The organism is Rhodococcus sp. 05-2256-B1, assembly GCF_002258465.1.
GTDB classification, from domain to species: Bacteria; Actinomycetota; Actinomycetes; order Mycobacteriales; family Mycobacteriaceae; genus Rhodococcoides; species Rhodococcoides fascians.
In genome coordinates this window covers 292,654-319,197 of sequence record NZ_NOZA01000041.1, presented here as the reverse complement: position 1 = coordinate 319,197, position 26,544 = coordinate 292,654, and the positions used below count along the sequence as shown (strand labels likewise).

Annotated in this window: 24 protein-coding genes and 3 tRNA genes; 14 read left to right on the top strand and 13 right to left on the bottom strand. The window is 64.2% G+C overall.

Going from position 1 to position 26,544, the window contains the following annotated elements:
* Positions 1–18: 18 nt before the first annotated feature.
* The 3 genes from CH285_RS26985 (at position 19) to CH285_RS26975 (ending at position 4,126) form a co-directional block, all read left to right on the top strand.
* Positions 19–360, top strand: a complete 342-nt coding sequence (locus CH285_RS26985; RefSeq protein WP_141215001.1) for a hypothetical protein — start codon at positions 19–21, stop codon at positions 358–360.
* A gap of 42 nt (positions 361–402) precedes the next feature.
* A complete protein-coding gene (gene groL / locus CH285_RS26980) occupies positions 403–2,052 on the top strand; it encodes a chaperonin GroEL (RefSeq protein ID WP_032368907.1) in 1,650 nt (549 codons plus the stop codon).
* Between the two features lie 307 nt (positions 2,053–2,359).
* Positions 2,360–4,126, top strand: coding sequence for a sigma-54-dependent Fis family transcriptional regulator (locus CH285_RS26975; RefSeq protein WP_032368908.1), 1,767 nt, complete (start codon positions 2,360–2,362; stop codon positions 4,124–4,126).
* Positions 4,127–4,214: 88 nt separating this feature from the next.
* Here the strand turns inward: CH285_RS26975 and CH285_RS26970 are convergent.
* The 3 genes from CH285_RS26970 to CH285_RS26960 all read right to left on the bottom strand — a co-directional run bounded on the left by CH285_RS26970 (position 4,215) and on the right by CH285_RS26960 (position 5,320).
* Positions 4,215–4,287 (bottom strand) — tRNA-Arg (locus CH285_RS26970).
* Between the two features lie 55 nt (positions 4,288–4,342).
* Positions 4,343–4,432 (bottom strand) — tRNA-Ser (locus CH285_RS26965).
* A 123-nt stretch (positions 4,433–4,555) separates the two neighbouring features.
* Positions 4,556–5,320, bottom strand: a complete 765-nt coding sequence (locus CH285_RS26960; RefSeq protein WP_032368909.1) for a dienelactone hydrolase family protein — start codon at positions 5,318–5,320, stop codon at positions 4,556–4,558.
* Between the two features lie 96 nt (positions 5,321–5,416).
* Here CH285_RS26960 and hisC point away from each other — a divergent pair, with 96 nt between their 5' ends.
* Positions 5,417–6,472 carry a histidinol-phosphate transaminase gene (hisC, locus tag CH285_RS26955; protein WP_032368921.1) on the top strand — a complete coding sequence of 352 codons (1,056 nt, stop codon included), beginning with the start codon at positions 5,417–5,419 and terminating at the stop codon, positions 6,470–6,472.
* Here hisC and CH285_RS26950 read toward each other — a convergent pair.
* On the bottom strand, positions 6,461–7,507 hold the full coding sequence (locus CH285_RS26950) for an alpha/beta hydrolase (RefSeq protein WP_032368922.1): 1,047 nt from the start codon (positions 7,505–7,507) through the stop codon (positions 6,461–6,463). The two genes, hisC and CH285_RS26950, sit on opposite strands and share 12 nt — an antisense overlap.
* Before the next feature lie 292 nt (positions 7,508–7,799).
* Positions 7,800–8,003, bottom strand: a complete 204-nt coding sequence (locus tag CH285_RS26945) for a DUF3072 domain-containing protein (RefSeq protein WP_032368910.1) — start codon at positions 8,001–8,003, stop codon at positions 7,800–7,802.
* A 160-nt stretch (positions 8,004–8,163) separates the two neighbouring features.
* Here CH285_RS26945 and CH285_RS26940 point away from each other — a divergent pair, with 160 nt between their 5' ends.
* Both CH285_RS26940 and CH285_RS26935 read left to right on the top strand, forming a co-directional pair.
* A complete protein-coding gene (locus tag CH285_RS26940) occupies positions 8,164–8,499 on the top strand; it encodes an excalibur calcium-binding domain-containing protein (protein WP_032368911.1) in 336 nt (111 codons plus the stop codon).
* 78 nt (positions 8,500–8,577) lie between these two features.
* Complete coding sequence (locus tag CH285_RS26935; RefSeq protein ID WP_176458591.1) at positions 8,578–9,486, top strand: pseudouridine synthase; 909 nt, start codon at positions 8,578–8,580, stop codon at positions 9,484–9,486.
* Positions 9,487–9,517: 31 nt separating this feature from the next.
* Here the strand turns inward: CH285_RS26935 and CH285_RS26930 are convergent, their stop codons facing one another.
* From CH285_RS26930 to CH285_RS26920, 3 genes are all read right to left on the bottom strand, one after another.
* Positions 9,518–10,330 (bottom strand): formate/nitrite transporter family protein, encoded by an 813-nt coding sequence (locus tag CH285_RS26930; protein WP_027494769.1) that lies wholly within the window; start codon positions 10,328–10,330, stop codon positions 9,518–9,520.
* A 113-nt stretch (positions 10,331–10,443) separates the two neighbouring features.
* Positions 10,444–10,533, bottom strand: a tRNA-Ser gene (locus CH285_RS26925).
* Between the two features lie 58 nt (positions 10,534–10,591).
* Complete coding sequence (locus tag CH285_RS26920; RefSeq protein WP_052068638.1) at positions 10,592–11,104, bottom strand: MarR family winged helix-turn-helix transcriptional regulator; 513 nt, start codon at positions 11,102–11,104, stop codon at positions 10,592–10,594.
* Between the two features lie 77 nt (positions 11,105–11,181).
* On the opposite strand from CH285_RS26920, the gene mgrA reads away from it, so the two are divergent.
* Together mgrA and CH285_RS26910 are read left to right on the top strand one after the other, a co-directional pair.
* Positions 11,182–12,216, top strand: a complete 1,035-nt coding sequence (gene mgrA, locus CH285_RS26915) for an L-glyceraldehyde 3-phosphate reductase (RefSeq protein ID WP_032366524.1) — start codon at positions 11,182–11,184, stop codon at positions 12,214–12,216.
* Between the two features lie 34 nt (positions 12,217–12,250).
* Entirely contained in the window at positions 12,251–13,240 is a 990-nt protein-coding gene (locus CH285_RS26910) for an NAD(P)H-quinone oxidoreductase (protein ID WP_048319190.1), read from the top strand.
* Between the two features lie 73 nt (positions 13,241–13,313).
* On the opposite strand, the gene CH285_RS26905 is transcribed toward CH285_RS26910, so the two are convergent.
* Positions 13,314–14,519 carry a cysteine desulfurase-like protein gene (locus CH285_RS26905; RefSeq protein ID WP_032366782.1) on the bottom strand — a complete coding sequence of 402 codons (1,206 nt, stop codon included), beginning with the start codon at positions 14,517–14,519 and terminating at the stop codon, positions 13,314–13,316.
* A gap of 175 nt (positions 14,520–14,694) precedes the next feature.
* Between CH285_RS26905 and CH285_RS26900 the strand changes: the two genes are divergently transcribed.
* Genes CH285_RS26900 through CH285_RS26880 form a run of 5 tightly spaced genes read left to right on the top strand, consistent with a single transcriptional unit; the run spans position 14,695 to position 18,841 of the window.
* Positions 14,695–15,273 carry a bacterial proteasome activator family protein gene (locus CH285_RS26900; protein ID WP_027494774.1) on the top strand — a complete coding sequence of 193 codons (579 nt, stop codon included), beginning with the start codon at positions 14,695–14,697 and terminating at the stop codon, positions 15,271–15,273.
* A 59-nt stretch (positions 15,274–15,332) separates the two neighbouring features.
* On the top strand, positions 15,333–16,214 hold the full coding sequence (gene wzm / locus CH285_RS26895) for a galactan export ABC transporter permease subunit Wzm/RfbD (protein WP_027494775.1): 882 nt from the start codon (positions 15,333–15,335) through the stop codon (positions 16,212–16,214).
* Positions 16,215–16,230: 16 nt separating this feature from the next.
* On the top strand, positions 16,231–17,043 hold the full coding sequence (gene wzt / locus CH285_RS26890) for a galactan export ABC transporter ATP-binding subunit Wzt/RfbE (protein ID WP_176458595.1): 813 nt from the start codon (positions 16,231–16,233) through the stop codon (positions 17,041–17,043).
* Positions 17,024–17,938, top strand: a complete 915-nt coding sequence (glfT1, locus tag CH285_RS26885; RefSeq protein WP_032388086.1) for a galactofuranosyltransferase GlfT1 — start codon at positions 17,024–17,026, stop codon at positions 17,936–17,938. Before wzt ends, glfT1 begins: the two co-directional genes overlap by 20 nt.
* 39 nt (positions 17,939–17,977) lie before the next feature.
* On the top strand, positions 17,978–18,841 hold the full coding sequence (locus CH285_RS26880) for a TylF/MycF/NovP-related O-methyltransferase (protein ID WP_032366779.1): 864 nt from the start codon (positions 17,978–17,980) through the stop codon (positions 18,839–18,841).
* On the opposite strand, the gene CH285_RS26875 is transcribed toward CH285_RS26880, so the two are convergent.
* From CH285_RS26875 to CH285_RS26860, 4 genes are all read right to left on the bottom strand, one after another.
* Positions 18,842–20,731: a glycosyltransferase gene (locus CH285_RS26875; RefSeq protein ID WP_094643103.1), complete on the bottom strand. Its 1,890-nt coding sequence runs from the start codon at positions 20,729–20,731 to the stop codon at positions 18,842–18,844.
* Between the two features lie 137 nt (positions 20,732–20,868).
* Positions 20,869–21,702 carry an alpha/beta fold hydrolase gene (locus CH285_RS26870; protein ID WP_032388089.1) on the bottom strand — a complete coding sequence of 278 codons (834 nt, stop codon included), beginning with the start codon at positions 21,700–21,702 and terminating at the stop codon, positions 20,869–20,871.
* Positions 21,699–22,301: a TetR/AcrR family transcriptional regulator gene (locus CH285_RS26865; protein WP_032388090.1), complete on the bottom strand. Its 603-nt coding sequence runs from the start codon at positions 22,299–22,301 to the stop codon at positions 21,699–21,701. Before CH285_RS26865 ends, CH285_RS26870 begins: the two co-directional genes overlap by 4 nt.
* Complete coding sequence (locus CH285_RS26860) at positions 22,302–24,089, bottom strand: N-acyl-D-amino-acid deacylase family protein (protein WP_032388091.1); 1,788 nt, start codon at positions 24,087–24,089, stop codon at positions 22,302–22,304.
* Between the two features lie 163 nt (positions 24,090–24,252).
* Between CH285_RS26860 and CH285_RS26855 the strand changes: the two genes are divergently transcribed.
* Entirely contained in the window at positions 24,253–26,505 is a 2,253-nt protein-coding gene (locus CH285_RS26855; RefSeq protein WP_094643104.1) for a hypothetical protein, read from the top strand.
* Positions 26,506–26,544: the final 39 nt, after the last annotated feature.

Sequence of the window (26,544 nt, the reverse complement as noted above, 5' to 3'; positions counted from 1 at the left end):
CGAGTGGGAGATTCGAAGATGTACAAAACCGACGTCGACCAAGACCTCTTCGGTGCGGTGGACACCGAAGAGGTCGACGAGACTGCCTGTCTCGAAGCATATTTCGCGGTTCTGGAGCGTTCCATCGAGGAGCATCTGGCGCGCACCGGAGAAGGTACCGATCGTGTTCGTTCCCTGACACTCCGCGATATCAGGGGCGAAAGACACACCACAGCATTGTTGCGACGGCGGAGCGCGCTCGGGCTGAGCATCTGTCCCAACAGTCGCGTCTTCGTGGACGAGAGCGGCAAACCCATGATGCCGGACGACCGAAGAGGGCTTCGACTTTCGTCCGGACAGTCCACGCTCTCGACCCCGTGAACCGAACCGACCGCACATCACACCACTCGAAGGGAATACGTCATGGCCAAAGAACTGCGGTTCAACACTGAGGCGCGCGCTTTACTGGAGCAAGGCGTCAACGCACTCGCCGACGCGGTCAAGGTGACTCTGGGCCCGAAGGGGCGCAACGCCGTGCTCGAGAAGCTCACGGGCCCACCGACTATCACCAACGACGGCGTCACCATCGCAAAAGAGATTCAGCTCAGCAACCCGTTTGCGAACATGGGTGCGCAGCTGGTCAAAGAGGTTGCGATGAAGACAAACGGAGTGGTCGGCGACGGAACCACCACTGCCACCGTGCTCGCCCAAGCGATGGTGCGGGAGGGGCTGCGAGCAGTGGACGCCGGTGCCAACCCGATGCGTCTGCGCCGAGGCATCGAGACCGCCGTCTCGGCCGTCGTCGATTCCTTGCGCGTTCAAGCCGTCGAGGTGGTCGGCAATGCAGACCTCGAACGCATCGCGACACTGGCGGCCAGCGACGACGACGCCATCGGCCAGTGCGTGGCCAAAGCCGTCGAGTACGTGGGCAAGTCGGGCATCGTCACCACCGAGGAAAGCGACACTCTCGGGATGTCGGTCGACGTGGTCGACGGCATCGAGTTCGATCACGGGTTCATCTCCGGCTACATGATCACCGATCACGAGCGAGCAGAAGCCGTCCACGAAAATCCGGTCATTCTGTTGACCAACAAGAAGATCAACCAAGTCCAGGACATCATGCCGAGCATCGAAGCCGCGAAGCGAGCAGATCGTCCCCTGGTGGTCATCGCCGAGGACGTCGATGGACCGGCGCTGCAGCTGTTGGTCGGTGGAAACATGCACAACACGATGCAGTCCGTCGTGGTGCGAGCACCGGGCTTCGGACATCGCCGCGTCGCAGAACTCCAGGACCTCGCCGTGTCGCTCGGGGGTCAGGTCATCGCCAAGGACACCGGCCTCGAATTGTTCGAGGTCTCGCTCGACCAACTGGGCTCGTGCGACCGCATCACCGTCACCGAGCACTCGACCACCATTGTCGGTGGCCGGGGCGATCCCAAGCTGCTCGACGCGCGCGTGGCTCAGCTCGAGTCGCAATTCGAGCGCTCCAAGATCGACGGTGACCGGGACAGCCTCGAGCAGAGGATCGCACGACTGACCGGCCGGGTGGCCGTGGTCAAGGTAGGCGGGGCCACCAGTGTCGAGCTCAAGGAACGCATGCTGCGTGTCGAGGACGCCCTGGCGGCGTCTCGAGCAGCTCTGGAATCCGGGATCGTCTCCGGCGGGGGTACCGCGTTGGCGCAGTCCCATCGCGCCCTCGGCGAGTTGGAGCTGACCGGAGACCAGGCGATCGGTGCCGAAGTGGTCCGCAAAGCGCTCACCGAACCGCTTCGATGGATCGCCATCAACGCCGGCTACGAAGGCGACGACGTCGTGGAGATCGTGTCCGGACTGCCACTGGGCCATGGCTTCAATGCGCTCACCGGCGAATACGGAGACATGTTCGACGACGGAGTGATCGATCCCTTCAAAGTGACGCGTGCGGCGCTCGAAAGTGCGGCTTCCATTGCAGCGCTGCTGATCACCACCGAAACCGCAGTGGTGGAAGAGGTATTCGGCAACCCGGGCGCGATCGTGGCCCCCGGATTCGGCGATCTCGCCGAAGGAATGGTCCGCCCCTCGAACATCTACTGAAACCCAACGAGTTTCGCGCTACTCGGGGGTCGGCATCGCAGTGAGGACGCCGATCCCCGAGCCGCACCAAGGAGCCAACCACGATGTCCTCATCGAAGCCGCGACGCGAGCTGACCGATCACGACCTTCGAGTCGTGCTGCGAGTTCTGACCGGCATTCATATCGGTCCCGAGGTACCTGTCGCAGCCGAGTCCCAAAAACCGCAGACGCCACGCTTTCCGACGGGTAGACTCGACCCCCGCAGAACACCTACGCCGAATCATTCACGCGCAGGCGGTAATTGAGTTTCCTCGATTGTTGTGGGTAGGTGGCGGCTTTGGCAAGACAGGGCGCACGCGATCTCTTGAAAGCGCGTGACAAGTTCTTCGTAGAGAACGAGTTCGACGACGCGGTCCGAGACCAGATCTCGTTCTCGTGGGAACGATCGCGCGCACTGAACATCCAACCCGACATTCTGCACCTGCCCTTCGTTCGCGAACCCGACTTGGACAGCCCTCTCGTCGTCGCCGCAGCGCCCGTACTTCGCCAGCTCGCAACAGGTTTGGTGGACGAGCCGATTTCGGTGATCCTCACCTCGGCCGACGGTGTGGTGTTGGACCGCGTGGCCGGTAGCAAGCCACTGCTGGATAATTTGGACAACGTCAATCTCGCACCGGGCTTCAGCTACTCGGAAGAATATGCCGGCACCAACGGCATCGGCACAGCGCTCGAGACTCGCAAACCGACTCTGGTCTACGGAGCCGAACACTACGTCGAGAGCTTGGGCGGGTTGGTGTGCGCCGGCGTCCCCATCGTTCATCCCATATCCGGACTCGTCGTCGGCGTTCTCGACGTGACCGGGTGGATCGACGACGGAGCTCCACTCCTGGTGACACTTGCGCAATCGGCGACGGCACAGATCGAAGGTCGACTGCTGTCCCAATCGAGTCAGGAGCAGACCGCTCTGCTCAACACCTATCTCAAAGCGTGCCGGCGATCCCAACAGGTCGGAGTTCTGGCACTCGGCGACGACATCGTCCTGCTCAATCGCAAGCTACGCAATGCCCTCACCCCGCAAGACCAAGCCGCCTTGCTCGAGCACGCAGTCGATCTGAGCGTCCACACCGACAACAGCAAGTATCTGCTGACCCTGCCCGGTGGGCAGACCGTCAGGTTGTCGCCGTTCCACGACGACGCCCTTGCACCTCGACACGGTGTGGCGGTGTACCACGCCTACCTCAACGACACAGCCGGTCCGGCGGCGATAGCCATCGAGGGCATCAGGTCGCTGCCCGGCATCGTGGGAGACAGCGCATCGTGGAGGCGCGCGACCCGAGACGTGTCGCAGTGCGTCCGCAGGCACGAATGGGCCGTGGTGGCAGGCGAATCCGGCTCGGGCCGATTCGCGGTCCTCAAAGCTGCGGCGCAACAGCATATTTCCAGTCGCACACACTTCGTCACCGCAACCGAACTCGCCGACGGGGACGCAGGGATGCGGGCGCTCGAAACCGAGATCGAACAGGACGAATTCAGCGTCATCATTCGCGACCTCGACCTCGTTCCGAACTCCGTCCAGCAAGAGATCGCGAGCCTGATTCAAGGGCGCGAACACGCCGGATGGATGGGAGCCACCATCGGAACCGGTACGCAGAGCGCCGGAAGCGAGGCACTGATACTCCCCTTCTTCGGCCACACCGTGCACGTACCCGCCCTTCGACACCGCATCGAAGACCTCCACAAATTGATTCCCTACCTACTGCGCCAAGTCAGTCGCGGTCAGGAGCTGTCACTGTCGGCGGCTGCGGTCCGTCAGCTGACCAAATACAGCTGGCCCGGCAATGTCGGACAGCTCCGCGACGTGCTCCAGGAGGTCGTGCAGAGTCAACGTTCAGGGGTCGTCGAGGCAGACAAGCTGCCACCGTCCGTCCGGGCGGTGAGCCGCAGAACCCTCACCCCGATAGAGGCAATGAACCGAGACGCAATAGTCCGCAGCCTCGAGGAAAACGGAGGCAACAAGCAGGCCGCCGCCGATGCCCTCGGAATGTCACGGGCCACGATCTACCGAAAAATCCGAGAATTCGGGATCGAGTTCTAGACAGACCAGATGCCGAGCCGGCCGCAGGTCGGATGCTCGACGAAAAAGCCCCGAACCGCATCGCTGCAGTTCGGGGCTTTTTCTTCTGTGCGCCCGAAGGGATTCGAACCCCTAACCTCTTGATCCGTAGTCAAGTGCTCTATCCGTTGAGCTACGGGCGCATGTTCAGTTGTGTCGGTTCCGAAGAACCGACGTGCCGATCCTTGCGGATCAGCGTGGCGGAGGCGAGAGGATTTGAACCTCCGGACCCGGTGAAGGGTCAAGTCATTAGCAGTGACTCCCATTCGGCCGCTCTGGCACGCCTCCTAGGCTGCCGGCCCTCTCGGACCGCCGAGGAAAGAGATTACACACGGCTGAGGCCAGAAGGCAAAACGGCTGGTCGACGCCCCAGGTTCGCGCGGCGTTCGCGTAAAAGATGCTTGTTGCTCGTCAACGCATGAAGCTGTCGAACCAGTCGAAGATGCGCGTCTGCGCATCGACGAGAGCGGCCTCGGCGGGGTCGGTGTCGTCGCTGCTGCCCGGCTGTTCCCGAGGATGATCGGCGCGATGCTCCACACCGGAGTAGCTGACGACGTTCGTGGCCACTGAGGCGCGCGTGGCGGCATCGCGAAGGGCTTCGATGTGTTCGGGTGGGGTGTGGGGGTCGTTCTCGCCGTAGAGGCCGAGCCACGGCGCCTGCAGCTTCGGCGCGGCGTCGACCAATGCGATGGCGTCCGCATTGAGCGGCTCCACGATCCCTGCTGCGGCGACACTGACCGCCGCTCCGACCGGACGGCTGGTGGCCACGATCAACGCGGCCGTTCCGGCATCGTCGAATCCGATGACGCCGATGCAATCGGAGTACACCCCGCGCTGGACGAGCCAGTCGGAGGTGGCGTCGAAATCGGCGAAGAGGTCGTCGCCGAACACTTCCTTGTCGTCGCCGTGCCCCCGATGGAACAGGTCGGGCGCTACCGCCAGCCATCCTTCCAACGCAAGCGCGCGCAGGAGATCTTTCAGGGACTCAGGTATTTCCCTGGCCTCGTGCAACACGACGATGCCGCCGCGCGGGGACCCCTCGGGCTCGACGGCCGTCAACGGCACTTTCTCCTGCGAGACGGGTTTCGATGCGGCCGTATCCACCTCGTCGTCCGCGCCGACTGTGGGCGCGGGGGCGGACCGAAGGACTGCGAAGTCGCTGAAAGTTCCCGACATACTGTACGAAGATAGGACGATTCCGGCCGTCCTGCACAGCTTTGACACGGACAGGCAGAAGTCGACTGCCGACAGGGTCGGCGCATAATGACGGGCGTGACCGTGCACATCCGCCCCGACCTCGACGCCATCCCCGCTTACGTACCCGGCCGCAGCTTTCCCGGTGCGATCAAGCTGGCGAGTAACGAAACGACACAGGGCCCTCTGCCGAGTGTCCGTGAAGCGATCGCGGAAGCGGCCGGCGGCGTCAATCGCTACCCCGACATCCGCGCGACGGCGCTCGTCGAGTCGTTGGCGAAAAAGCTGGGAGTGGCCCCGGAGAACGTGGCCGCCGGAAACGGCTCGGTCGCGTTGTGCCAGGAGGTCGTCCAGATCACCTGTGGCCCCGGTGACGAAGTCATCTTCGCGTGGCGCTCGTTCGAGGCCTACCCGATCATCGTCCGGGTGACGGGAGCGACGCCCGTTCAGGTGCCGCTGACCTCGGACCACGTGCACGATCTCGACGCAATGCTCGACGCCATCACCGAGCGCACCCGACTTATCTTCGTCTGCAACCCGAACAACCCGAGCGGAACCGTCGTTCAGCGCGACAAGCTCGTGGCCTTTCTCGACGCGGTGCCGCCCAACGTCCTCGTCGTCCTCGACGAGGCCTACTTCGAGTACACCCGCCCCGACGCGGCAGGCAATCACACCGATGGGGTGGAGATCGCTCGCGGTCGGCGCAACGTGATCGTGCTGCGGACGTTCTCGAAGGCGTACGGCCTCGCGGGTCTGCGGGTGGGCTACGCGGTGGCCGATCCCGAGGTGATCACTGCGCTGTCCAAGGTTCGTATTGCGTTCGCAGTCAGCACCATTGCTCAGCAGGCGGCTCTGGCGTCGCTCGAAGCCTCGGCCGAGCTACTGGCTCGTACCGATGCGCTAATCGCCGAACGTGATCGAGTGCGCGACGCCCTGGTCTCGGGTGGCTACGACGTGGGCGTATCCCAGTCCAATTTCATCTGGCTGCCGCTGGGCGAGCGTTCGGGTGAATTCGCCTCGGGCGCAGCCGAACAGGGCGTGCTGTTGCGTTCCTACGGAAACGACGGAGTGCGGGTCACCATCGGCGACCCGCACGAGAACGACGCGTTTCTGAAGTTCGCTCTACAGTCCTAGCGCGCGCTCGAGCGTCGGCCAGGATTCCCGGAGATCGTCCTGCCAGTACGGCCACTGATGAATGCCGTACGGGCGGTAGGTGAAGGTGGCCGGTATGTCGATCGAGCGCAGGCGTGTGTCGAAGAGCGTGGTGCAGTACAGCGCTGCAGCTTCGAGCGGTCCGCCCATCGCAGCCTCCTGCACACCACCGCCGCCGGGGCCCAGCTCGTACGGGCCGGGTAGGCCGGTGCCGACGGACACGTAGACGTCCTTGCCGCGCAAGGCTTCTGCGTTGCGTGACGGATCGTGTTCGATCCACTTCGCGTCGGCGTTCTCGCCCCACATGTTGGTGGCGTTGCCGCCGTTGGTGGCGACCGTGGCGCGCACAGCGTCCTTGAGGTTGTTCTGCGAGTTGTCGTAGCACCCGCTCAAACCGGCTACTCCGGTGTAGAGATCGGGGTGGCGCGTGATCAGATCCATCGCGGCCTGGGCACCCATCGACACACCGCCGATGGCATTGGTGCCGTTACCGGAGAACCGCGCATCGATCAGCGGCGGCAACTCCGCCGTCAGGAACGTCTCCCACTTGTTGACGCCCAGGACGGGGTCGGGCACATTCCAGTCGGTGTAGTAGCTACTCGATCCACCGACCGGCAACACGACATTGACCGGCTTGTCCGCGAAGAAATCGACGATGTCGGTCTTCTGCGTCCAGGTGCTTTCCTTGTAATCGGATTCCTTGCCGGCACTGACCCCGTCGAGCATGTAGAGCGTCGGACGGGACACGGCCTGCGCGGCCGGAAGAAGAACCTGCACCTGAATCGCCCGACCCATCGCCGGCGAATCGACCCACACGGCCGCACGACGCGGAGTCAACATGTCGACTCGGTCGATACGAGCCGCTGCCGTCGGCAACGATTGCGCCTGTATGCCAGGTGCCGCCCCGCCCCCATCGGCACTGCCGGTACCCGGAAGCGGCTGCGCTCCGGCGATACCCGACGACAGCAAGGACACAGCCAGCGCAGCCCCCGCTACTGCAAACACACGACGGTGCATCTGATTTGCCATCCTCCCCAGGCGCACCCTCGCGGGCGCAACACAAACAACATCCGTTCCACAACGTACCCACCGCGACGCAGACACGCCGAGGGCTGTGGGTCCGCTCACAGTAGCCGCGAAATCCCGGGTACAAAAGTCTGCGTAATCCTTTGTTACATGTACCGAAGAAATAACGGTCTACCTGGTCGGATGCTGCCACCGGAAGGTGCTTCGGAAGGCACTCAATGTGACATTCGGTGGACTTTTTGGGGGTCAATGTCACATCGAGTGGACTTCTGACGGAGCAGGCTCAACCGCGGCCGGTTTCGCCCTGCAACTTGTCGATCATTTCCGACGCCTGCGCCTTGTTCAGGCCGTCGGGAACTTCCTCCCCTGCTTCCTGCGCGAGGGTGCTCAGGTAGCTCTTCTGCGGACCGGTCATCGGCTCGTCGCCGGTGACCCAGTCGTCGGGATCCTTCTCGGGGTTCTGGTTGACCTGCTCGTTTTCGCTCATACGTTCGTAAATACGCTCTATTGCCGGTTTCCAAACGCATCGACCCTGCGCATTTCGGTGCCGCCCTGCTCAGCACGGCTGTCGGTCGCGCGAATGACTTCGTTGACAGTTCAAGGATCCGGCGAGGAGGCTCCATCGCACCCCCTCGAATTGGAGCAACATGAAGACGAAGAATCTGCTGGTCAGAATCGGCATCGGAAGCGCGATCACTGCGGCAGCCATGGTCACCACCCCCGCCCTCGCTTCGGCTGATCCGATCACCGATTTCCTGTGCGGTGCCGGCTCGGCTCAGTTCTGCATCCTTCCGCCGCCGCCTGCTTTCGCTCCCCCGCCCGCACCGCAGGGTGCGCCGGCTCCCGCACCCCGGCCCAACGGTGGGTTCCAGTACCAGAACTGCGATGCCGCCCGCGACGCCGGAGCTGCACCGGTCTACCGCGACGAGTATGGCTACGGCCCCCACCTCGACCGCGACAACGACGGCATCGGCTGCGAGTAGCGAGTTCGCACTTGTGTAGGTGAATCGCTATCGATCGTCTGCACAAGTGCGATCTCGGCGGGCGGATACGCTCGCTCGGTGAGACGACGCCAGCAACCGCCCCTGGCGAAGCGCTACGGCCTCGACCCCGCACGCGTCCGAATGCCCGAGGACGGGACATGGCACACCGTCCGCGAGTTCTTGACGGCGACCGAGCAACGGATCTCGCCGAGACGCATCGACGAGATGCTCGCTGCGGGCGAGGTCGTCGACATGGGCGGGCCTCTATCCGCGGATGCTTCTTATGTCCCCGGTGAGGCTGTCTGGTTTCACCGCGACCTGCCGACGGAAACCGTTGTGCCATTCGATATCTCGATCGTGCACCGAGACGACGCCGTACTGGTGATCGACAAGCCGCATTTTCTACCGACGATCCCGCGCGGCGGCCACATTCTGCAGACCGCTCTGGTGCGACTGCGCCTCGAACTCGATCTGCCGCAACTGGTGCCCGCTCATCGACTCGACCGCGTCACCGCTGGCCTGGTGCTGTTCGTCGTCGACCCTGCCCTCCGCGGGGCGTATCAGACGTTGTTTCAGGATCGAAAGGTCCGCAAGGAGTACGAGGCCATCGCGGCTTACGAACCGTCCCTCGCCCTGCCTACCGAGGTACGCAGTCGAATCGCCTCGGACAAGGGCCAGTTCACTGCACGCGAGGTGGCCGGAGAACCCAACGCGCACACCGTCGTCGAACTTCTGGAACACCGCGAGGGTATCGGACGGTACCGGCTGACACCGTCGACGGGACGAACCCACCAGCTACGTCTGCACATGAACTCGTTGGGCATCCCCATCCTGGGTGACGATCTCTACCCGACGGCAACCGGCCGAGCCGTCGACGATTTCACAGCTCCACTCCAATTACTGGCCAGTGCAATCGAATTCATCGACCCGATCTCGAAAGCTGTACGACGCTTCGAGACTCAGCGAAGCCTGGAGCGTTGGGTGTAGAACAGAGGTCCGTGACCCCGGGCTCCGCTGGCTATTCAGAATTCTGGTCACGCTCGGACTTCACCAGTTCCTTCGTACGCACCAAGCGCAGCGCCGTGACCAACACGACGCCGCCGATGATGTTGAACAGCACTGTGTAGCCGAACCATTCGATCCACTCGCGGTAGCTCACATCTGCTCCTGCGTGGATGGCCCCGAAGATCAGCAGGGAATCCAGGACCGAGTGGAACAACTGTAAGCCGGCCAACAGAAAACCCGCCGCCATGGCGGCGATGATCCGCGCCACGTCGGATTCGGTTCCCTGCTGCATGCGGGTCAGCAGTGTCATCGTGCTGCCGCCGAGAACAGCGAGGCAGATCGACTGAAGATCCAAAGGTGCGTAGACGAAATGATGCGCCGACTCGGACAACACTTCGAGCCACTGCGGAAACGCGTGCGCGATCAACCACATCACGAACCAACCGCCGAGCAGATTCGCGAGCAGCGTCCCGACCCACAACTTCGCGAGCTGCGCAGGCGTGCCGTTGCGGGCCACAATCGCGGCGATCGGCATCAGGAAATCCTCGGTGAACAGCTCACCGTGCGCGAGATAGATGGCCACGAGGCCGATTCCGAACGCCAGGCCTGCCAGCAGGTGACTGCCGGTCTCGTCCAGCACCGCCAGGTACGCCATCACCCCCAGAGCGACCTCGAGTCCGCCGAAGAGTCCGGTGATCAGCACGGTGCGTACGGTGCGGTGCAATCGCTCACCGCCTTCGGTGACGACAGCGTCGAAACTCTCCTCGAGCTCCTCTTCCAGAGGTCCCTCGTTGTCGCCGTCGTTGCGCCGCGCTTCTTCGCTCATTGGCAGGTAGTACCCACTGAACCGGTATTGATGCCAGCCGAGAATTCGCTGCTTCGCAAACGAACAAACCCGGTCCACCCTCGCGGGCGGACCGGGCTCGATCAATCGACATATGGCGGAAGCGGAGGGATTTGAACCCCCGGACGCTTTTACACGTCTCTCGCTTTCAAGGCGAGTGCATTGGGCCGCTCTGCCACGCTTCCGTGTGCGATCTTAACGGCCGGGGCGGCACCGGCCCAATCGCCCCTCGTTGCCGGTCTGTCAGCGTCGGGGTCGGGCTGCCGATGCATCCATTGCGGCGTCCACCTTCTGGAAGATGTCGCCCAGGACCTCGAGTTCGGCCGGGGTGAGGAGATCGACCAGATGTTGCCGGACGCTGCGGACGTGCGTGGGTGCTGCCTCCGTCAGTCGTCGTCGACCTTCCTCGGTGATGACGGCGAGGACGCCACGGCCGTCGTGCGCGCAGGTACTGCGGCGCACCATGTCCTGGACTTCCATTCGCCTGATCTGGTGGGTGAGGCGACTTCGGGAGGACAGGACCCCGTCGGCCAACTCGCTCATGCGGATGGAGCCGTCGTCCGCCTCGGACAGCATCACCAGGATGCGGTACTCCGCCATCGACAGGTCGTGCCTGTCCTGTAGATCCCTGTTCAATACCTCCATCAATCGTTGACCGCCGTCGACATAGGCACGCCAAGCTCTCATTTCCGCAGTGTCGAGCCACTGCGGGTCCCCCCCGGGACCAATGGCTAATTCGGCCGTCACGCGAGTCATCTTAGGCAGGAAATCTACTCACGAGTAGCTTGCCGTGGTTCGGGGCCCGATTCGCCGATGCGACCTAGGGTCGAGTTATGACAGATCCCTACATCGACCCTCCGTACGTTGCCGCCGCCGATCGCTACGAATCCATGTCGTATCGCCGAGTGGGATCGCGTGGGCCGGTACTGCCGGCGGTGTCGCTGGGCCTGTGGCACAACTTCGGCGACGACGTTCCACTGATGAAGCAGCGCGCAATTCTTCGTCGCGCCTTCGATCTGGGAATCAACCATTTCGACTTGGCGAACAACTACGGTCCGCCGTACGGAAGCGCCGAGAAGAACTTCGGCCGCATCTTCTCCGAGGACTTCGCCGGCTACCGCGACGAACTGATCATCTCCAGCAAAGCGGGATGGGACATGTGGCCCGGCCCGTACGGCTTCGGCGGCTCCCGCAAGTACCTGCTGTCGTCACTCGACCAATCGTTGACGCGCATGCGACTCGACCACGTCGACATCTTCTACAGCCACCGCCCCGACCACGACACCCCCATCGAAGAGACAGCCGGCGCGCTGATCAGCGCCGTCCAACAGGGGAAGGCCCTGTACGCGGGCATCAGCTCGTACAAGCCCGAGGGCACGCAGAAGATGGCGGACCTACTCGCCGACGCCGGTGTTCCTTTGCTGATCCATCAGCCCAGCTACTCCATGGTCAACCGGTGGATCGAACCCGAACTGTTGGGCACACTCGACGCGATCGGCGCAGGCGTCATCGCATTCTCTCCCCTCGCCCAAGGCATGCTCACCGACAAGTACCTCGACGGTATTCCCGCGGATTCGCGCGCAGCACAGGGTAAGTCGCTGAACCCGGACTGGCTCACCGACGACCACATCGGGCACCTTCGCGCACTGAACGACATCGCGTCGGCCCGCGGTCAGTCACTGGCTCAGCTCGCGCTGAGTTGGGCGCTGCGCGACCGACGAGTGACGTCGGTACTGATCGGCGCATCGAGCGTCGAGCAGCTCGAGAACAACGTCGCGGCGCTGGACAATCTGGACTTCTCCGACGCCGAACTCGAACAGATCGACAGTCACGCCGGCGACTTCGGCATCAACCTCTGGGACCTGTAAAGCGCCTGCGACAGTGGTGGCGCATCATGGATGCATGCGTGCAATCACACTGAAAGAATTCGGCGATCCCGACGTCATGGAGTGGACCGAGGTTCCCGATCCACGACCGGCCCGCGGACAGGTGATCGTCGACGTCTCGGCCACCGCCGTCAACCGTGCCGATCTGATGCAGCGTCAGGGCAACTACCCGCCGCCCCCGGGTGCCAGCGAGATCCTCGGTCTCGAGTGCTCGGGAATCATTTCCGAGCTCGGTGACGGCGTCAGCGGTTGGAACGTCGGCGACAGGGTCTGCGCGCTTCTGGCCGGTGGCGGGTACGCCGAGCAGGTCGCCGTGCCTGCCACCCAGTTGTTCCCGATCCCTGCGGGTCTCGATCTCCATGTGGCGGCGGCACTTCCGGAGGTCGCGTCCACGGTATGGTCCAACCTGGTGATGGATGCGCACATGCGTTCGGGCCAAGTACTGCTGATCCACGGCGGCGGCAGTGGAATCGGTACGCACGCAATCCAAGTCGCGAAACAACTAGGCGTCACCGTCGCCGTGACCGCCGGATCCAAGTACAAGCTGGACATGTGCGCGGACCTCGGTGCCGACATCCTCATCGACTACAAGAACCAAGACTTCGTCACCGAAATCCGTTCACAGACAAACGATCACGGAGCCGACCTGATCCTGGACAACATGGGCGCAAAATACCTCGACCGAAACCTCGATGCCCTCGCCATGGACGGCACCGTCGTCACCATCGGAATGCAGGGAGGAGTGAAGGGTGAGCTGAACTTCGGCAAGCTCATCGCCAAGCGTGGCTCGGTACACGCGGCCGGATTGCGGGGACGCCCCGAGACCGGACCGTCGAGCAAAGCCGACATCGTCGCCGACATGACCGCACACCTGTGGCCGATGATCTCCGAGGGCCGGGTCACCGCCGTCGTGCATGCCGAAATCCCGATAACCGAAGCAGCACAAGGGCATCGAATGCTCGATGACGCCGAGACGATCGGGAAGGTCATCCTGCGCGTGCAGTGATGTGCGTCCAAGGGTCGTGAGTGGAACTTCGTAGTGGGCTACGAAGTTCCGTGCACGTGCGGCGCAGCCGCTCTCATAGAGCGAGCGCAGCGAGAGCTTTCACGAGCTGATCGATCTCGTACCGGGTGGTGTAGGGAGCGAGTCCGATGGTGACGGCACCACCTTCGTCGTTGACGCCCAGGGCGTCGAGCAGACGACTGCCACCGTGGACCCCGCTGACGCTGCCGATTCGAGCCTGCGCGAGTTGCTCGGACACCTTCACCGCGGGCATACCGTCGACGGTGAAGCTGACGGTCGGGATACGCGTGGGCGCAGTGCCGAGCACCATGACGTGATCGAGGGTGGCGAGCGCAGCCATCAGATGCTCGAAGAGCCGATCCTGATAGTGCTGCAGCGACCCGATCGACAGCTCGAGCCGCTCACGACGGGTGCCCGTCGCTGCGTCGTCGAGGTTCGCCAGGTAGTCGATGGACGACACGACACCGGCCAGCAGCGCGTACTGATGACCACTGACCTCGAGCCGTTCCGGCCCCTTCGCCGACGGGTTCAGCGACATCGACGGCAACTGGTCGAGCAGTGTCGGATCGCGGAAGATCAGCGCACCCACCGACGGCCCACCCCACGCGGCCGCGTCGATCGCGACGACGTCGGCTCCGAGTTCCTTGATGTCGACGTGTGCGTAGGGGGCTGCTCCGGCGGCATCGACGACGATGAGTCCACCGACCTCGTGGACCAGATCGGCCGCGACGCGAACGTCGGGAGCGCTACCCACGATCGGCGACGCCGCGGTGACCGCGACGAGCCGGGTGGTGGAGGTGATGAGTTCCTCGAACTGCCACGTGGGCAGCTCGCACGTATCGATCTCGACCTCGGCCCAGCGCACGTGTGCGCCGGTTCGGCTGGCGACCCGCAGCCACGGCGCGACGTTGGCTTCCTCGTCCAGACGCGAGAGCACCAGGCCGGTTCCCAGCCCGAGCCGGGAGCTCAGAGAATCGGCGAGCCACGACAGCAGCGTCGCCCGATCCGGTCCGATGACCACCCCGGACGGATACGCACCGACCAGATCTGCGATTGCGACGCGGGCGGATTCGAGCAGAGCAGCACTCCGCTTGGCGGCGATGTTGCCGGCCGAATGATTGGACGCACTGTGCCGGAACGCCGTGGAGACGGCCGTCGACACGCGATCCGGAATCAGCATTCCCAGCTGAGGGTCCAAATGAATCCACCCGTCGCCGAGGGAGGGAATGGACCCTCTGACCCGTGCGACGTCGTACCCCATGCCGGACACTCTAAGCGCCGACCCGCCGAGGGTGTGTTTCACGTCCCGTTTCCCCAGGGAACGGCAGCCAACAACGCACGCTTCGATCCTCCTGACACCCCGGTTGCGAACGACCGAACCAGGATAATCGCCCCTGTCGATCGCGCAACGGCAGGCGACGCGTAAAGATGGATGCATGACGCAATCCGAGTCGAACAATGCACCCGGCGATCACGTCGTCGTGATCGGCCCCAACGGAGAGCCACTCGCACTGAGCCGCGAGGAAGCCACCGCTGCCGCGGCCCGCGCTTCGGGTTCGGCGGCCAACGAGGAGTCGTCCGACGGATCGGACCTCTCGGAGATGGTGGAACAGCCCGCCAAGGTGATGCGCATCGGCACGATGATCAAGCAACTGCTCGAAGAAGTGCGCGCGGCCCCTCTCGACGACGCCAGCCGCAATCGGCTCAAGGAAATCCACAAATCGTCCATCCAGGAGCTCGAGCAGGGCTTGGCCCCGGAGCTGCGCGACGAGCTCGAGCGTCTGGTGCTGCCGTTCGGCGACGACGTCGTGCCCACCGACGCCGAACTGCGGATCGCACAAGCTCAGCTCGTCGGCTGGCTCGAAGGACTGTTCCACGGCATCCAGACGGCACTGTTCGCTCAGCAGATGGCCGCACGGGCCCAGCTCGAGCAGATGCGTCAGGGCGCATTGCCTCCCGGTGTCATGCCCACACCGGGCGGCGGCCACGGCAGCGGTACCGGCCAGTACCTGTAACACCACACACACGCTTGCAAAATGAGCTGCATGGTCGATTGCAGGTAGTGTCGACCGTCGTGTCGGCACCAGCGAAGGATCCCGAGAGCGAGGCAGGAGAACAGATGCCTGCTCCGGTTTCGGACTCACAGACTTATCGGCGCGCGTTCGGCGATCTGCGGACCGGTTTCAACCAGCGTGAGCTGTGGCTGCATCTCGGCTGGCAGGACATCAAGCAGCGCTATCGACGGTCGGTGATCGGCCCGTTCTGGATCACCATCGCCACCGGCGTGCAGGCCATTGCGATGGGCCTGCTGTATTCGGTGCTTCTCGACATCGATCTGCGCGAGTTCCTGCCGCACGTCACGGTCGGCCTGATCATCTGGAACCTCATCAGTGCCGCGATTCTCGAGGGCGGAGACGTCTTCGTCGCCAACGAGGGTCTGATCAAGCAGCTGCCCAGTGCGCTCAGCGTGCACGTGTATCGCCTGGTGTGGCGTCAGCTCCTGCTGCTCGGCCACAACCTGCTGATCTACGTGATCATCATCGCGATCTTCTGGCCGCCCGGCGGACTGCACTGGACCGTGATTTTCGCGATTCCGGCGCTGGTCCTGATTCTGCTCAACGCGGTGTGGGTGTCGATCCTCTTCGGCATCATCGCCACCCGCTACCGCGACATCGCCCCGATCCTCGGCAGCTTCGTCACGCTGATGTTCTTCATGACGCCGATCGTGTGGACCACATCGGGACTCGTGCAGATGGGCGGCGAGGCCGCGAAACGCGCCAAGCTCGTCGAGATCAACCCGCTCTTCCACTACCTGGACATCATCCGGGCCCCTCTGATCGGCGAGGACCAGCAGGCGTACCACTGGTACATCGTGCTCGGGTTCACCGTCGTCGGGTGGGCGCTGGCCATCGTCGCTCTCAAGAAGTACCGGGCCCGCGTGCCCTACTGGGTTTAGGGGTCAGCAGTTGTCCATCAGCATCAGTACCCATGACGCATGCGTCGACTTCCCGATCTTCGACGCCAAGACGCGGTCTTTGAAGAAGGCATTCCTCGGTAAAGCCGGCGGTGCCATCGACCGAAACTCCTCCGACGTCGTCGTCGTCGAAGCCCTCAAGAACATCACGATGAACCTGAAGGACGGCGATCGCGTCGGCCTGGTGGGACACAACGGAGCCGGCAAGTCGACGCTGCTGCGGCTGCTCTCGGGCATCTACGAGCCGACGCGTGGCAGCGCCACCATCCGCGGCCGCGTCGCGCCGGTGTTCGATCTGGGCGTCGGTATGGACCCGGAGATCTCCGGTTACGAGAACATCATCATCCGCGGCCTGTTCCTCGGCCAGACGCGCAAGCAGATGCTCGCGAAGATGGATGAGATCGCCGACTTCACCGAACTCGGCGACTACCTCGACATGCCGCTGCGCACCTACTCCACAGGTATGCGGGTGCGCGTCGCGATGGGCGTCGTCACCAGTATCGACCCGGAGATCCTGCTGCTCGACGAGGGCATCGGGGCTGTCGACGCAGAGTTCATGAAGAAGGCCCGGCACCGGCTGCAGGAGTTGGTGAAGCGCTCGGGAATCCTGGTGTTCGCCAGCCACTCCAACGAATTCCTGGCTCAGTTGTGCGATACCGCGATGTGGATCGATCACGGCCAGATTCGCCAGCAGGGCGGCATCGAGGACGTAGTGCGGGCATACGACGGCGACGACGCCGGTGACCACGTCGCGCAGATCCTGAAAGAGATCGAGCGGGAAGACGGACCTGATGGGCAAACCGGTGCCTGACAAGATTGTCGGGGTCATCGTCACGCACAAGCGGCGTGAGTTGTTGGCTCTGTCGTTGGACGTGATCGGTGCCCAGACGCGTCCGCTCGATCATCTGGTCGTCGTCGACAATGCGAACGAGCCGGACGTCCGTGAGTTGGTGGAGTCGACGGCCCTGCCGACGACGTACCTCGGCTCGCAGCACAATCTGGGCGGCGCAGGCGGATTCGCGCTCGGCATTCTGTATGCGCTGTCGCTCGGTGCGGATTGGGTGTTTCTCGCCGACGACGACGGCCGACCCGAGGGCCCGAAGGTTCTCGAAACCCTCTACGACTGCGCGCTCGCGCACGGTCTGGACGAGGTCTCGCCGGTCGTCTGTGACATCGAGGATCCGGATCGTTTGGCGTTTCCGCTGCGACGCGGCGTCGAGTGGCGTCGTCTTCGCTCGGAGTTGATCGACCCGGAGAATCCCAAAGACGATCTGCTCGAAGGCATCGCATCGTTGTTCAACGGTGCCCTGTTCAAGGCGTCGACGATCGATGCGGTGGGCGTGCCCGATCTGCGCCTGTTCGTGCGCGGTGACGAGGTGGAAGTACACCGCCGATTGCAGCGCTCGGGCCTGAAGTTCGGCACGTGCCTCACGGCCGCGTACGTGCACCCGAACGGGGCCGAGGAGTTCAAGCCGATCCTCGGTGGCCGGATGCACACGCAGTACCCGGAGGATGCGACCAAGCGGTACTTCACCTACCGCAACCGCGGTTACTTGATGTCGCAGCCTGGTATGCGAAAGCTGTTGCCGCAGGAGTGGATTCGCTTCACCTGGTTCTTCTTGATCACCACCAGGAATCCTCGCGGTCTGGCGGAGTGGTTCCGGTTGCGCGGACTCGGCCGTCGAGAGCACTTTCGCAAGCCCTGATGTGTTTGCGAACGCGCCCTCACCGGCTACCGTGTGCCCATGACGGAACCTCGGAAGCTCGCGGATCGCATCAAGTCGTCGGCTCGAGAAAAACTTCAACGAGCAATAGGTGAGGTTCTGGCGCAGCAGACCGCGCAGCTGGCCGAGCAGACCAGCGATCAGCAAGCGAAATTGCTCGACGTCCTCGAACGTCAACGACGTGAGATCGACGATCTGCACGCCTTCATTCGCGGTCTCGAGATGCGGATGCGTCGCGACATTCCGTACGCCTCCGATGTCGAGGCCGCCGCTCAGAGCGCAGAGTTCGCCGAAGAGATGATGCCGGAGGCACCGACCTTCCTACGGCCGCACGCCACGCTGCGATTCGCCCTCGGCGAGGTCTCCATCCGCGGCATGGCGCTCGAGTTCGGAGTGGCCAGCGGGACGACGCTCGAGATCATCGCCGAGGAATTGGCGTCGCGTAAGGACATCACCGTCGTCGCCGGATTCGACGTGTTCTCCGGCCTACCCGAAACCTGGCGTACGGGCTTCCCGAAGGGACTGTTCGAGCAGGACACCATCCCCGAAGTGCCCGGCGCACAGATCGTCCCGGGGCTGTTCGAGGATTCGCTGCCGGGATTCCTGAAGGGCCACCACGAGAAGTTGGCCTTCCTGCACCTCGACGCCGACCTGTACTCGTCGACGGTCACCGTGCTGGACCTCGTGGCCGATCGACTCGCAGTGGGCACCGTCATCGTGTTCGACGAGTACTTCAACTTCCCCGGCTGGCGCAACCACGAGTACCGGGCGTGGACGGAATTCGTCGCACGCACCGGCACCGAATTCGACTACCTCGGGTACACCGCCGACAACGAACAGGTCGTCGTACGGATTCGCACGGCACCCAAGGTCCGGTCGAACTAGCTACTGCCCGTAGAGACGAGCCCAGTTCTCGCGGCTCGTCAGCTGTGGGACGGCGGCGCGGTACGACGCCGCCACTGCGGGTGTCTCGGTGCGCAGACGCTTGAGTGCCGACACACCGCGCTTGAGCAGCTCGACGGCATGTGCCTTGTTGCGCTTGCGAACTCGGACGCCCTCTTGCGAGCGGTCGGTGACGATCGCGTGGGAGAACAGCGAGACGTGCCACCAGTGCGCGTCGTCGGCGGAGATGGAAACGGGGCCCGGATCGACCGTGCCGCGCCACTGGTTGAGGACGCGCTTGGCGAGCACGGCGAACTCCATGCTCTTCTTCGGGTGCGGGCCGGCCGGGGTGATGAACATATCGGCCGGACGCACCCCCGGAACGTCGTTGGCGTTGTGTCGCTTGGTTTCTCCGTACGCCGCGCGCTCACGCCGGATGGAACCGGCCGCGTCCATGCCGCCGTCGAGCAGATGTTCCGGACCGGCCAGGAAGTCCTCGACGGACTTGATCAGCGTGTACGCCATGCCGTACTGCATCGACACCAGGTAGCGAAGCAGGTCGGTGAACAGCTGCTTGGCGAGCGTCTTACCGTCGAGTTCGATGTGCAGGGCGGCGGTGATCATGCCGTTGCGCAGGTTGAAGTAGCGGTGCCACTCGTCCCAGTCCTTCCACGCGAAGTCGGCGTGCCACACCGCTGCGCCCGGCAGCGTGACGGTGGCGAATCCGTTTGCGCGCGAACGATATCCGTACTCGATGTCGTCCCACTGGAAGAACAGCGGCAACGGGTAGCCGACCTGCCCGACGATCTCCGACGGGATGAGGCACGACCACCAGCCGTTGTATCCGGCGTCCACGCGGACGTCCTGCTGACGCTTGCGCTTGAATGCGCTCTTGTCCGATACCGCGTTCTTGACGTGGACTCCGGCCTCGAGCTTCTGCAGGTTGGCCACCTCGGCACCGACGTGCACGCGGTCGGGGTGCAGCAGGTACAGCATCTGGGCGCCGATGATCGCCGGCTCGACGGTCATGTTGGCGAACGAGTTCATGCGCACGATCGCCTCGGGCTCGCACAGCACGTCGTCGTCCATGAAGATCACGTTGGCCGGATCGCCGCCCTTGCCCTGCACCTCGTAGAGCCCGCGAGTGAATCCGCCCGCGCCGCCGAGGTTGGGCTGCGTGATGTAGACGAGCTTGTCGCCGAGCTCGGCCGCCACGCGCTGGAACTTCTCCCGCGTCTGCACCTGATCGGTGCCCTGATCGACGACGTAGACGTTGTCGACACCGAGGAGAGCGATGGGATCGTCGGCCATGGCTGCGACTGTGTTGGCGCAGTCGTCGGCGCGGTTGAACGTGCAGATCACCACCGAGGTGGGGCGCAACTTCTCCGGTGCGGCGACGGTCCACTCCGCGTCCTGCACAGACAACTCGCTCGATGTGGTGGTGAAGCGGACGTACAGCGCGCCGCCGTCGAGGAACTGCGTGGTGGCGACGGGAACGGCCAATCGCGTCGACGCGTTCGCGGAATCGACCGTTGTGCTGGCCATCGTGCGCTCGTGACCCTTGTAGTCCGTGGCCACCAGATCGATCCGGCCGGCACCGGCGACGGTCGCCCGGAACACCACCTCGGTGACCGTCGTCCACCGCTGCCAGTAGCTGGCCGGGAACCGTCCGAAGTAGCTGTTGGTATGTACGACGCTGCGCTTGGCGATCCGGATACCGGTGCGGGTGCGCTCGGCGTTGCCCTTCCTGACCTCGCTGTACATGTCTGCGCTGACCAGGGGCGACGGGCCGTCGAACAGAAGCCTCTGAACTGTCAGTTCGGCCGTGTCGTCACCGCCGGCGGCAGCCGGCACGTCCGAGGAACCGAGACGATCGAGAGCAGTGCCGTCCATACCGAGAAATACCCCATCCAGTTCGAGTAGTGACAGTTCGAGCGATCACAGGTGTGGCCGTACCGAGAAGAAGACCACTGACCATGGTTGCACAGCCCGAGGCCGATCCGTCCGACGCTCGCCGCACTGCCCGCCACCTACTCCCCTTCCCGCACCCTCTCCAGCAGCACACGAGCGGCATCGGCCGGGTGCGTGTACGGCCACCAGTGGCCCGCCTCGACGTGAACGACGCGCAGGTCGGGGATCCACCGATCGAGACCCTCGGTAAGGTTCGTCGACAGCATCGGGTCGTGTGTCGGGACCACCACGGTGGTCGGGACGAAGCACCGCGGATCGGGTCCACGGAACACCCGCCGCAGCACGTTGGCCCGGTACAGCGCGATGCCGCGCTGCTGGTCGGCCGCCGTCGGGGTCGGCTCGCCCTCGGCCTGCAGTCGGGCCAGCAGAGCCGGTATTCGCGATCGCAGGACGGGCACGTGAAACCCGAAGACGTACCAGGACCTGGCCAACTGCCCCACCAGTGACGGCCACCGATGCGGCCGAACCGACCGCGCCCGTGCCACCTGCCGCAGATGATCCAGACTCGGCCCCGACACCGACGTGTACGACGCGAATGCGGTGCTCGCCCGAGGCGAGGCCATCGCCTCCCACATCTGGACCGACCCCCAGTCGTGGGCGAAGACGTGGACCTTGCCGGTCAGGCCCGGAATCGACTCGACCACCGCGAAGGCGTCCCGCGCCAGCTGCTCGATGGCGACGTCTGCCGCAGGCTCCAGCACGGACGCTCCGCTGCCTCGTGTGTCGTAGGCGATCACCCGGACCGTGTCGCCGAGCGCGGTGATCAGCGGATCGAACACGTGATGGTTATCGGGATAGCCGTGCACCAGCAACACCGTCGAGCGGGCTGTCGGGTTCCCGTACTCGAAAACGGGAAGCTCGGCACCGGCGATGCGCACCGTCCAGTGGGTCATCCCGCGTCGGTCAGGGCATGCAGTGCGCCGCCACGCAACAGGTGAGCAATCATCTTCAGCCGCATGGCTTCCTGCTCGGGCTGCGGATGGACCACGGCTGCCAACGCCTCGCCGTCGAGCAGGTGGACGACGCTGAAGACCACCGTTTCCAGATGCTGCGGATCGATCACGCCGGCAACGGGAAGCGCACGAGCAAGTTCGGCGATCTGCTCGTGATATCGAACGGTGAACGGCTGCAGTCTCTCTCGCAGCTCGTCGTCGCTGCGGGCGGCGGTCAACAGCTCGTACCAGGCCCCGTTGATCGGGGCGCGGCACGCTGCTCTGAGCAGTTCGAGACAGTGCTCGATGGACGCACTACCGAAACCGGACAGGCCGCGGCGAAACTCCTCGAACTGACGTCGACGAACCTCGTCGGCTGCGGCGACGATCAGGTCGAGCCTGGTGTCGAAATGCCGAAACATGGCACCGGACGACACCCCGGCCCGGCTGACGATTTCACTGACACTGGTTGCGGCGTAACCCTTCTCGCACAACGATGCGATAGTCGCGTCGAGCAGTTTTCCGATGGTCTCGGTTCGGCGCTGGTGTTGACTCGCCACTCACACACGCTCCCGGCGTCGCGGGGCCGTGGGAGTGCCTGCCCGCAGGAAGCTACCGGCCCGCTCCGACACACCGAACCAGGGCGCAAAGGTGCCGCCGGAGAACACCACTCGGCCCGCGACCAGAGTGGCGGTGACTGCTCGGTCGTTGCGATTGACCATGCGGCTCAGGCCACCGAATTCCGGCATGGTCTCCTCGCGATAGGCCAGGACATCCTCGTTCAGGCCCTCCGGGTCGATCACGACGATATCGGCACGGTCCCCCACCCGCAGGTGACCGGCGTCGACACCGTAGAAGTCGGCCAGTTCGCCGCTGAGCTTGTGCACGGCCTTCTCCACGGTCATGAACGGCCGGCGATCGTTTCGCGCGTCGTGCACGCGGTGCAGCAACCGAATGCCGAAGTTGTAGAACGCCATGTTGCGCAGATGAGCGCCGGCATCGGAGAAACCCACGGTCACCCCGGGCTGATTGATCAGCTTGTCCATCTGCCGCTTGCGGTGATTGGCAACCGTCGTGTGCCAGCGCAACTTTCGGCCGTGCTCGACCACCAGATCGAGGAATGCGTCGACCACGTGCACACCACGTTCGGCTGCGACCTCCGCGATGTTCTTTCCGACGACCGACGCGTCGGGGCATTCGGTGATCTCGGCGTCGGCGAAGTCACGATGCCAGACGCGCGAGCTGAACTTCTTCTCGAAGTCGGCACGGAACCAGCGTCGGTAGGCCTCGTCGGACAGCAACTCGTTGCGTCCCAACTCTTCTCGCAGATGTAGCGCGGCGCGGCCGGAGCCGAACTCCTCGAACACCACGAGATCGATGCCGTCGGAATACACGTCGAACGTGGTGGGGAGGTGCTGCCAGCGGAACTGGCCCTTGCCCGGGCCGTTGACCATCCGGGCGAGCGGGCCGAAGACGCGATGGATCCACGGCGACGCCTTGGCATCGGCCGCCGCCAGCAACGAGATCTTGAGCGGAGTGCGGCCGACCCCGGTGGCCGAGGCGAGGAAGAACAACATGTCGTACTTGGTGTTCAGGTTCGGAATGCTCTGCAACAACCGACCGCGTCGACGCAGAATCTTGTGCAGAGAACGGAATTCGCTCCACCGCGCATACGAGGACGGTAACGAACGAGACCGGTATCGATCGCCGTCCAACTTGTCCCACGGGTTCGTCATGGTCGACATTCCGAGCAGCCCGGCATCGAGCGCCTTCTCGAGCGCGTCGGACATGGCATGCCATTCCTCGCGAGTGGGCTTCTGACTGCGATCGGTTGAGCGATCCAACCCCATCACGTGCGCGCGCAGATCCGAATGACCGACCAACGCAGCAATATTGGGCCCGAGAGGCAGGCGCTCGAGGGCTGCGATGTACTCGTCGGGACTGTTCCAATTTTTGTGCGCATCGACGGCTTTGAGGACATGATCTCGCGGCAGCGCCTCGACCCGACTGAACAGGTCCGCGATGTCGACCGGAGTGGAATAGAGCGTCGACAACGAACAGTTGCCCAGGAGAACCGTCGTGACCCCGTGCCGGACGGACTCTTCGAGACCCGGCCCGACCAACACCTCTGCGTCGTAATGGGTGTGTACGTCCACGAAGCCCGGCGTGACCCACTTGCCGGTGGCATCGACCACCTCGGTCGTCGCGCTCGGCTCGAGAGGAGTGGACGACACGGCCCGCACGACGCCGTCGACGATGCCCACATCCGCTCGAACTCCAGGACCGCCGGATCCGTCGTACACGGTTCCGCCAATGATGACGACATCGAAAAGAATGTTCGGGTTCATGTGACCTCCGTCATAGAATGACGAAACAGTAACTTAGAGAGTGGTCACTCGCAATAGCCGCTTTCCTGCGGACATCTGCGTGATGCATGCGTCGGCGTTTCGGCTCGGGAGCAAGACGACAGCTACAGTCGGGTGTCTTTGCCCGAACTCACGGAGTTGACCCTTGCCCACCACGGATACCCAGATCGCGAGCAGCTCCCTGCCCGACAGCAGACGAGAGCGCCTCGTATGGGGAGCGGCAATTGCTGCCGTCGTCGTGTTGGGCTATCTCTTGGTGCTCAGCGTCGACCCTCGCTTCTTCTACATCGACGACACCGAATCCGGTGCCATCCCCAACTGGCTTCAACTCGGGCGCATCATGCGCGACGGTCACTTCCCGTCCCTCGTGCTCGATCAGTGGATGGCGGGCAACTATCCCGTCGAAGGCCAGGGCGGACTGTGGAACCCGGTGCAGATGGCGATCAACTACGTCTCGCCCTCGATCGACAACCTGGTCCTGCTCGCGACGGTCGTCAAACTGGGCTTCTCGATCCTGCTGGCCTGGGGTGTGTACCGCGTCGCGCTCGTCTACGGGGCACGCGCCAACTGGGCCGCCGTCGCAGGCGCAAGCGCACCGTTCGTCGGCTTCACCCTGTTCTTCGAGAACACCTCGTGGGTGACGGCCCTCATCGGCACCGCGTACATCACCAACGCATGGGCGAGCTCGGTGAAGTACGCCCGCGGCCACAGCGGCCCCGTCGTGCCGTTCGTGTTCCTCTACCTGGCCATCAGCGTGGGATACGTCCACGCCGCGGTCATGGCCGGCGTCATGATCGGCTCGGTCGCGATCGGCGAACGGTTGTTCCAGCGCCTGTGGCGTCCGGCGCTGAAGGTGTGCAGCGTCGGCATCGCCGCGGCCGCCTGCGGGGCCGTCACCTTCCTGCCGGGAGTACTGACCTCCGCGGTCACGTGGCGCAGCGGTGACGAGGGAACGTTCAACGACAACTTCCTGACGGCACCGTGGTCGGAATCGTTGACCGCCAGTATCCCGACGGCCGTGACCAGCATCGAATCGTGGGCAGGCGAGACCACCGAAGCCCCGGTCACCTACATCGCCTGGTTCCTCGTCCCTGCGCTCGCGTTCATCGCGTGGCGTCGGGTGCCCACGGCGTTGCGTGAGCTGGCCGCACCACTGATTCTGTTAGCGTTCGCGCTGATCTTCACCGCGGGCCCCAGCGACATCGGCCCCATCCGCTGGCCCGCGCGCATCCTCCCCTTCGTCGCCATCGTCGCGTTGATCCTCGTCGTCACCCTGATCAGCCGATACGGAACTCTGGACAAGCTGCGGCCCCGACTGCTCGCCGCCGGCCTGCTGACGCTGGTGTTGCTGCTGCGTGCCGGCTCGTCGGGTCCGGAGTTCTTCGGCCGCCACATCGTTGCTGCGCTCGCGATCCTGCTGGTCGGCGCACTTGCCCTGCTGCTCGCCCACCGCTTCTCCACCCGGGCCACCGCCGCGCTGATCCTGGTCACGATCGCGCCGATCGCGATGTACCAGGTGGCCGGATACCAACCGCCGTTCGCCAAATGGTGGCTCCCCACCTCGCAGTCCGAGGCCAAGGCGCAGTTCCCGCAGTGGCAGGGCTCGACGCTGCAGCTCGGCAGTCGTGCGCTGACCGAGACCGAAGCCGACGGGCCCGACGACCCGCAGTTGCCGTGGCACTCGCAGGTCTACGGCAACTCCGCCAAGGTGATGGGCCTGGACTACGTCAACGCCTACACCCCCGTCGGCTACCTCGATTTCGCAAACCTGCTGTGCTTCGAGCACGAGGGTTCGACCTGCACCGACGCCTTCGACCGGCTCTTCGAGATCGAGCCGTACACCGGCAAGACCTATGCCGATCTGATGCAGCTCGACCGCGTCGTGCTGCAGAAACTGCAGTATCCGCTGGCCGAGAGGGAGGCCGCGCCCGCAGGCTGGCAGTGGGTCACCGCGCCCACCCCCGACTCCGCTCGGCAGGTCTACGTCCTCGAACGCGTCGATGGATTGATTCCTGCCGCGTCGGGACGCGTCGTAGCGACGGTGAACGCCTCCGCCGACCCGATCTCGTCCGACGCGGACTCCGAGCACGTCACCGTCTCCGCCCCCGCCGGCGGCAGCGTCGTCTTCTCGCGGTTGGCCTGGCCCGGCTACACCGCCACTCTGAACGGCGAGCCGCTGCAAACGAAAGGCCTGGCCGATATCTTCCTGTACGTCGACCTGCCGCCCGGCACCGACGCAGCGGACCTCGAACTCACCTTCCGGCCGCCCGGGGAACGACTGGGACTCGCTGCCATGGCCGGTGGGGTGATGGTGCTGATCGGCCTGGTCGTACTCGATGTTCGACGACGTCGACGCCCCTCCGCGCCGGAGTTCGGCAGTACGACGTCTAGCAGATAGGGTCAGACCTCGTGACGTCCGACGCTGCTGCTCCGCACC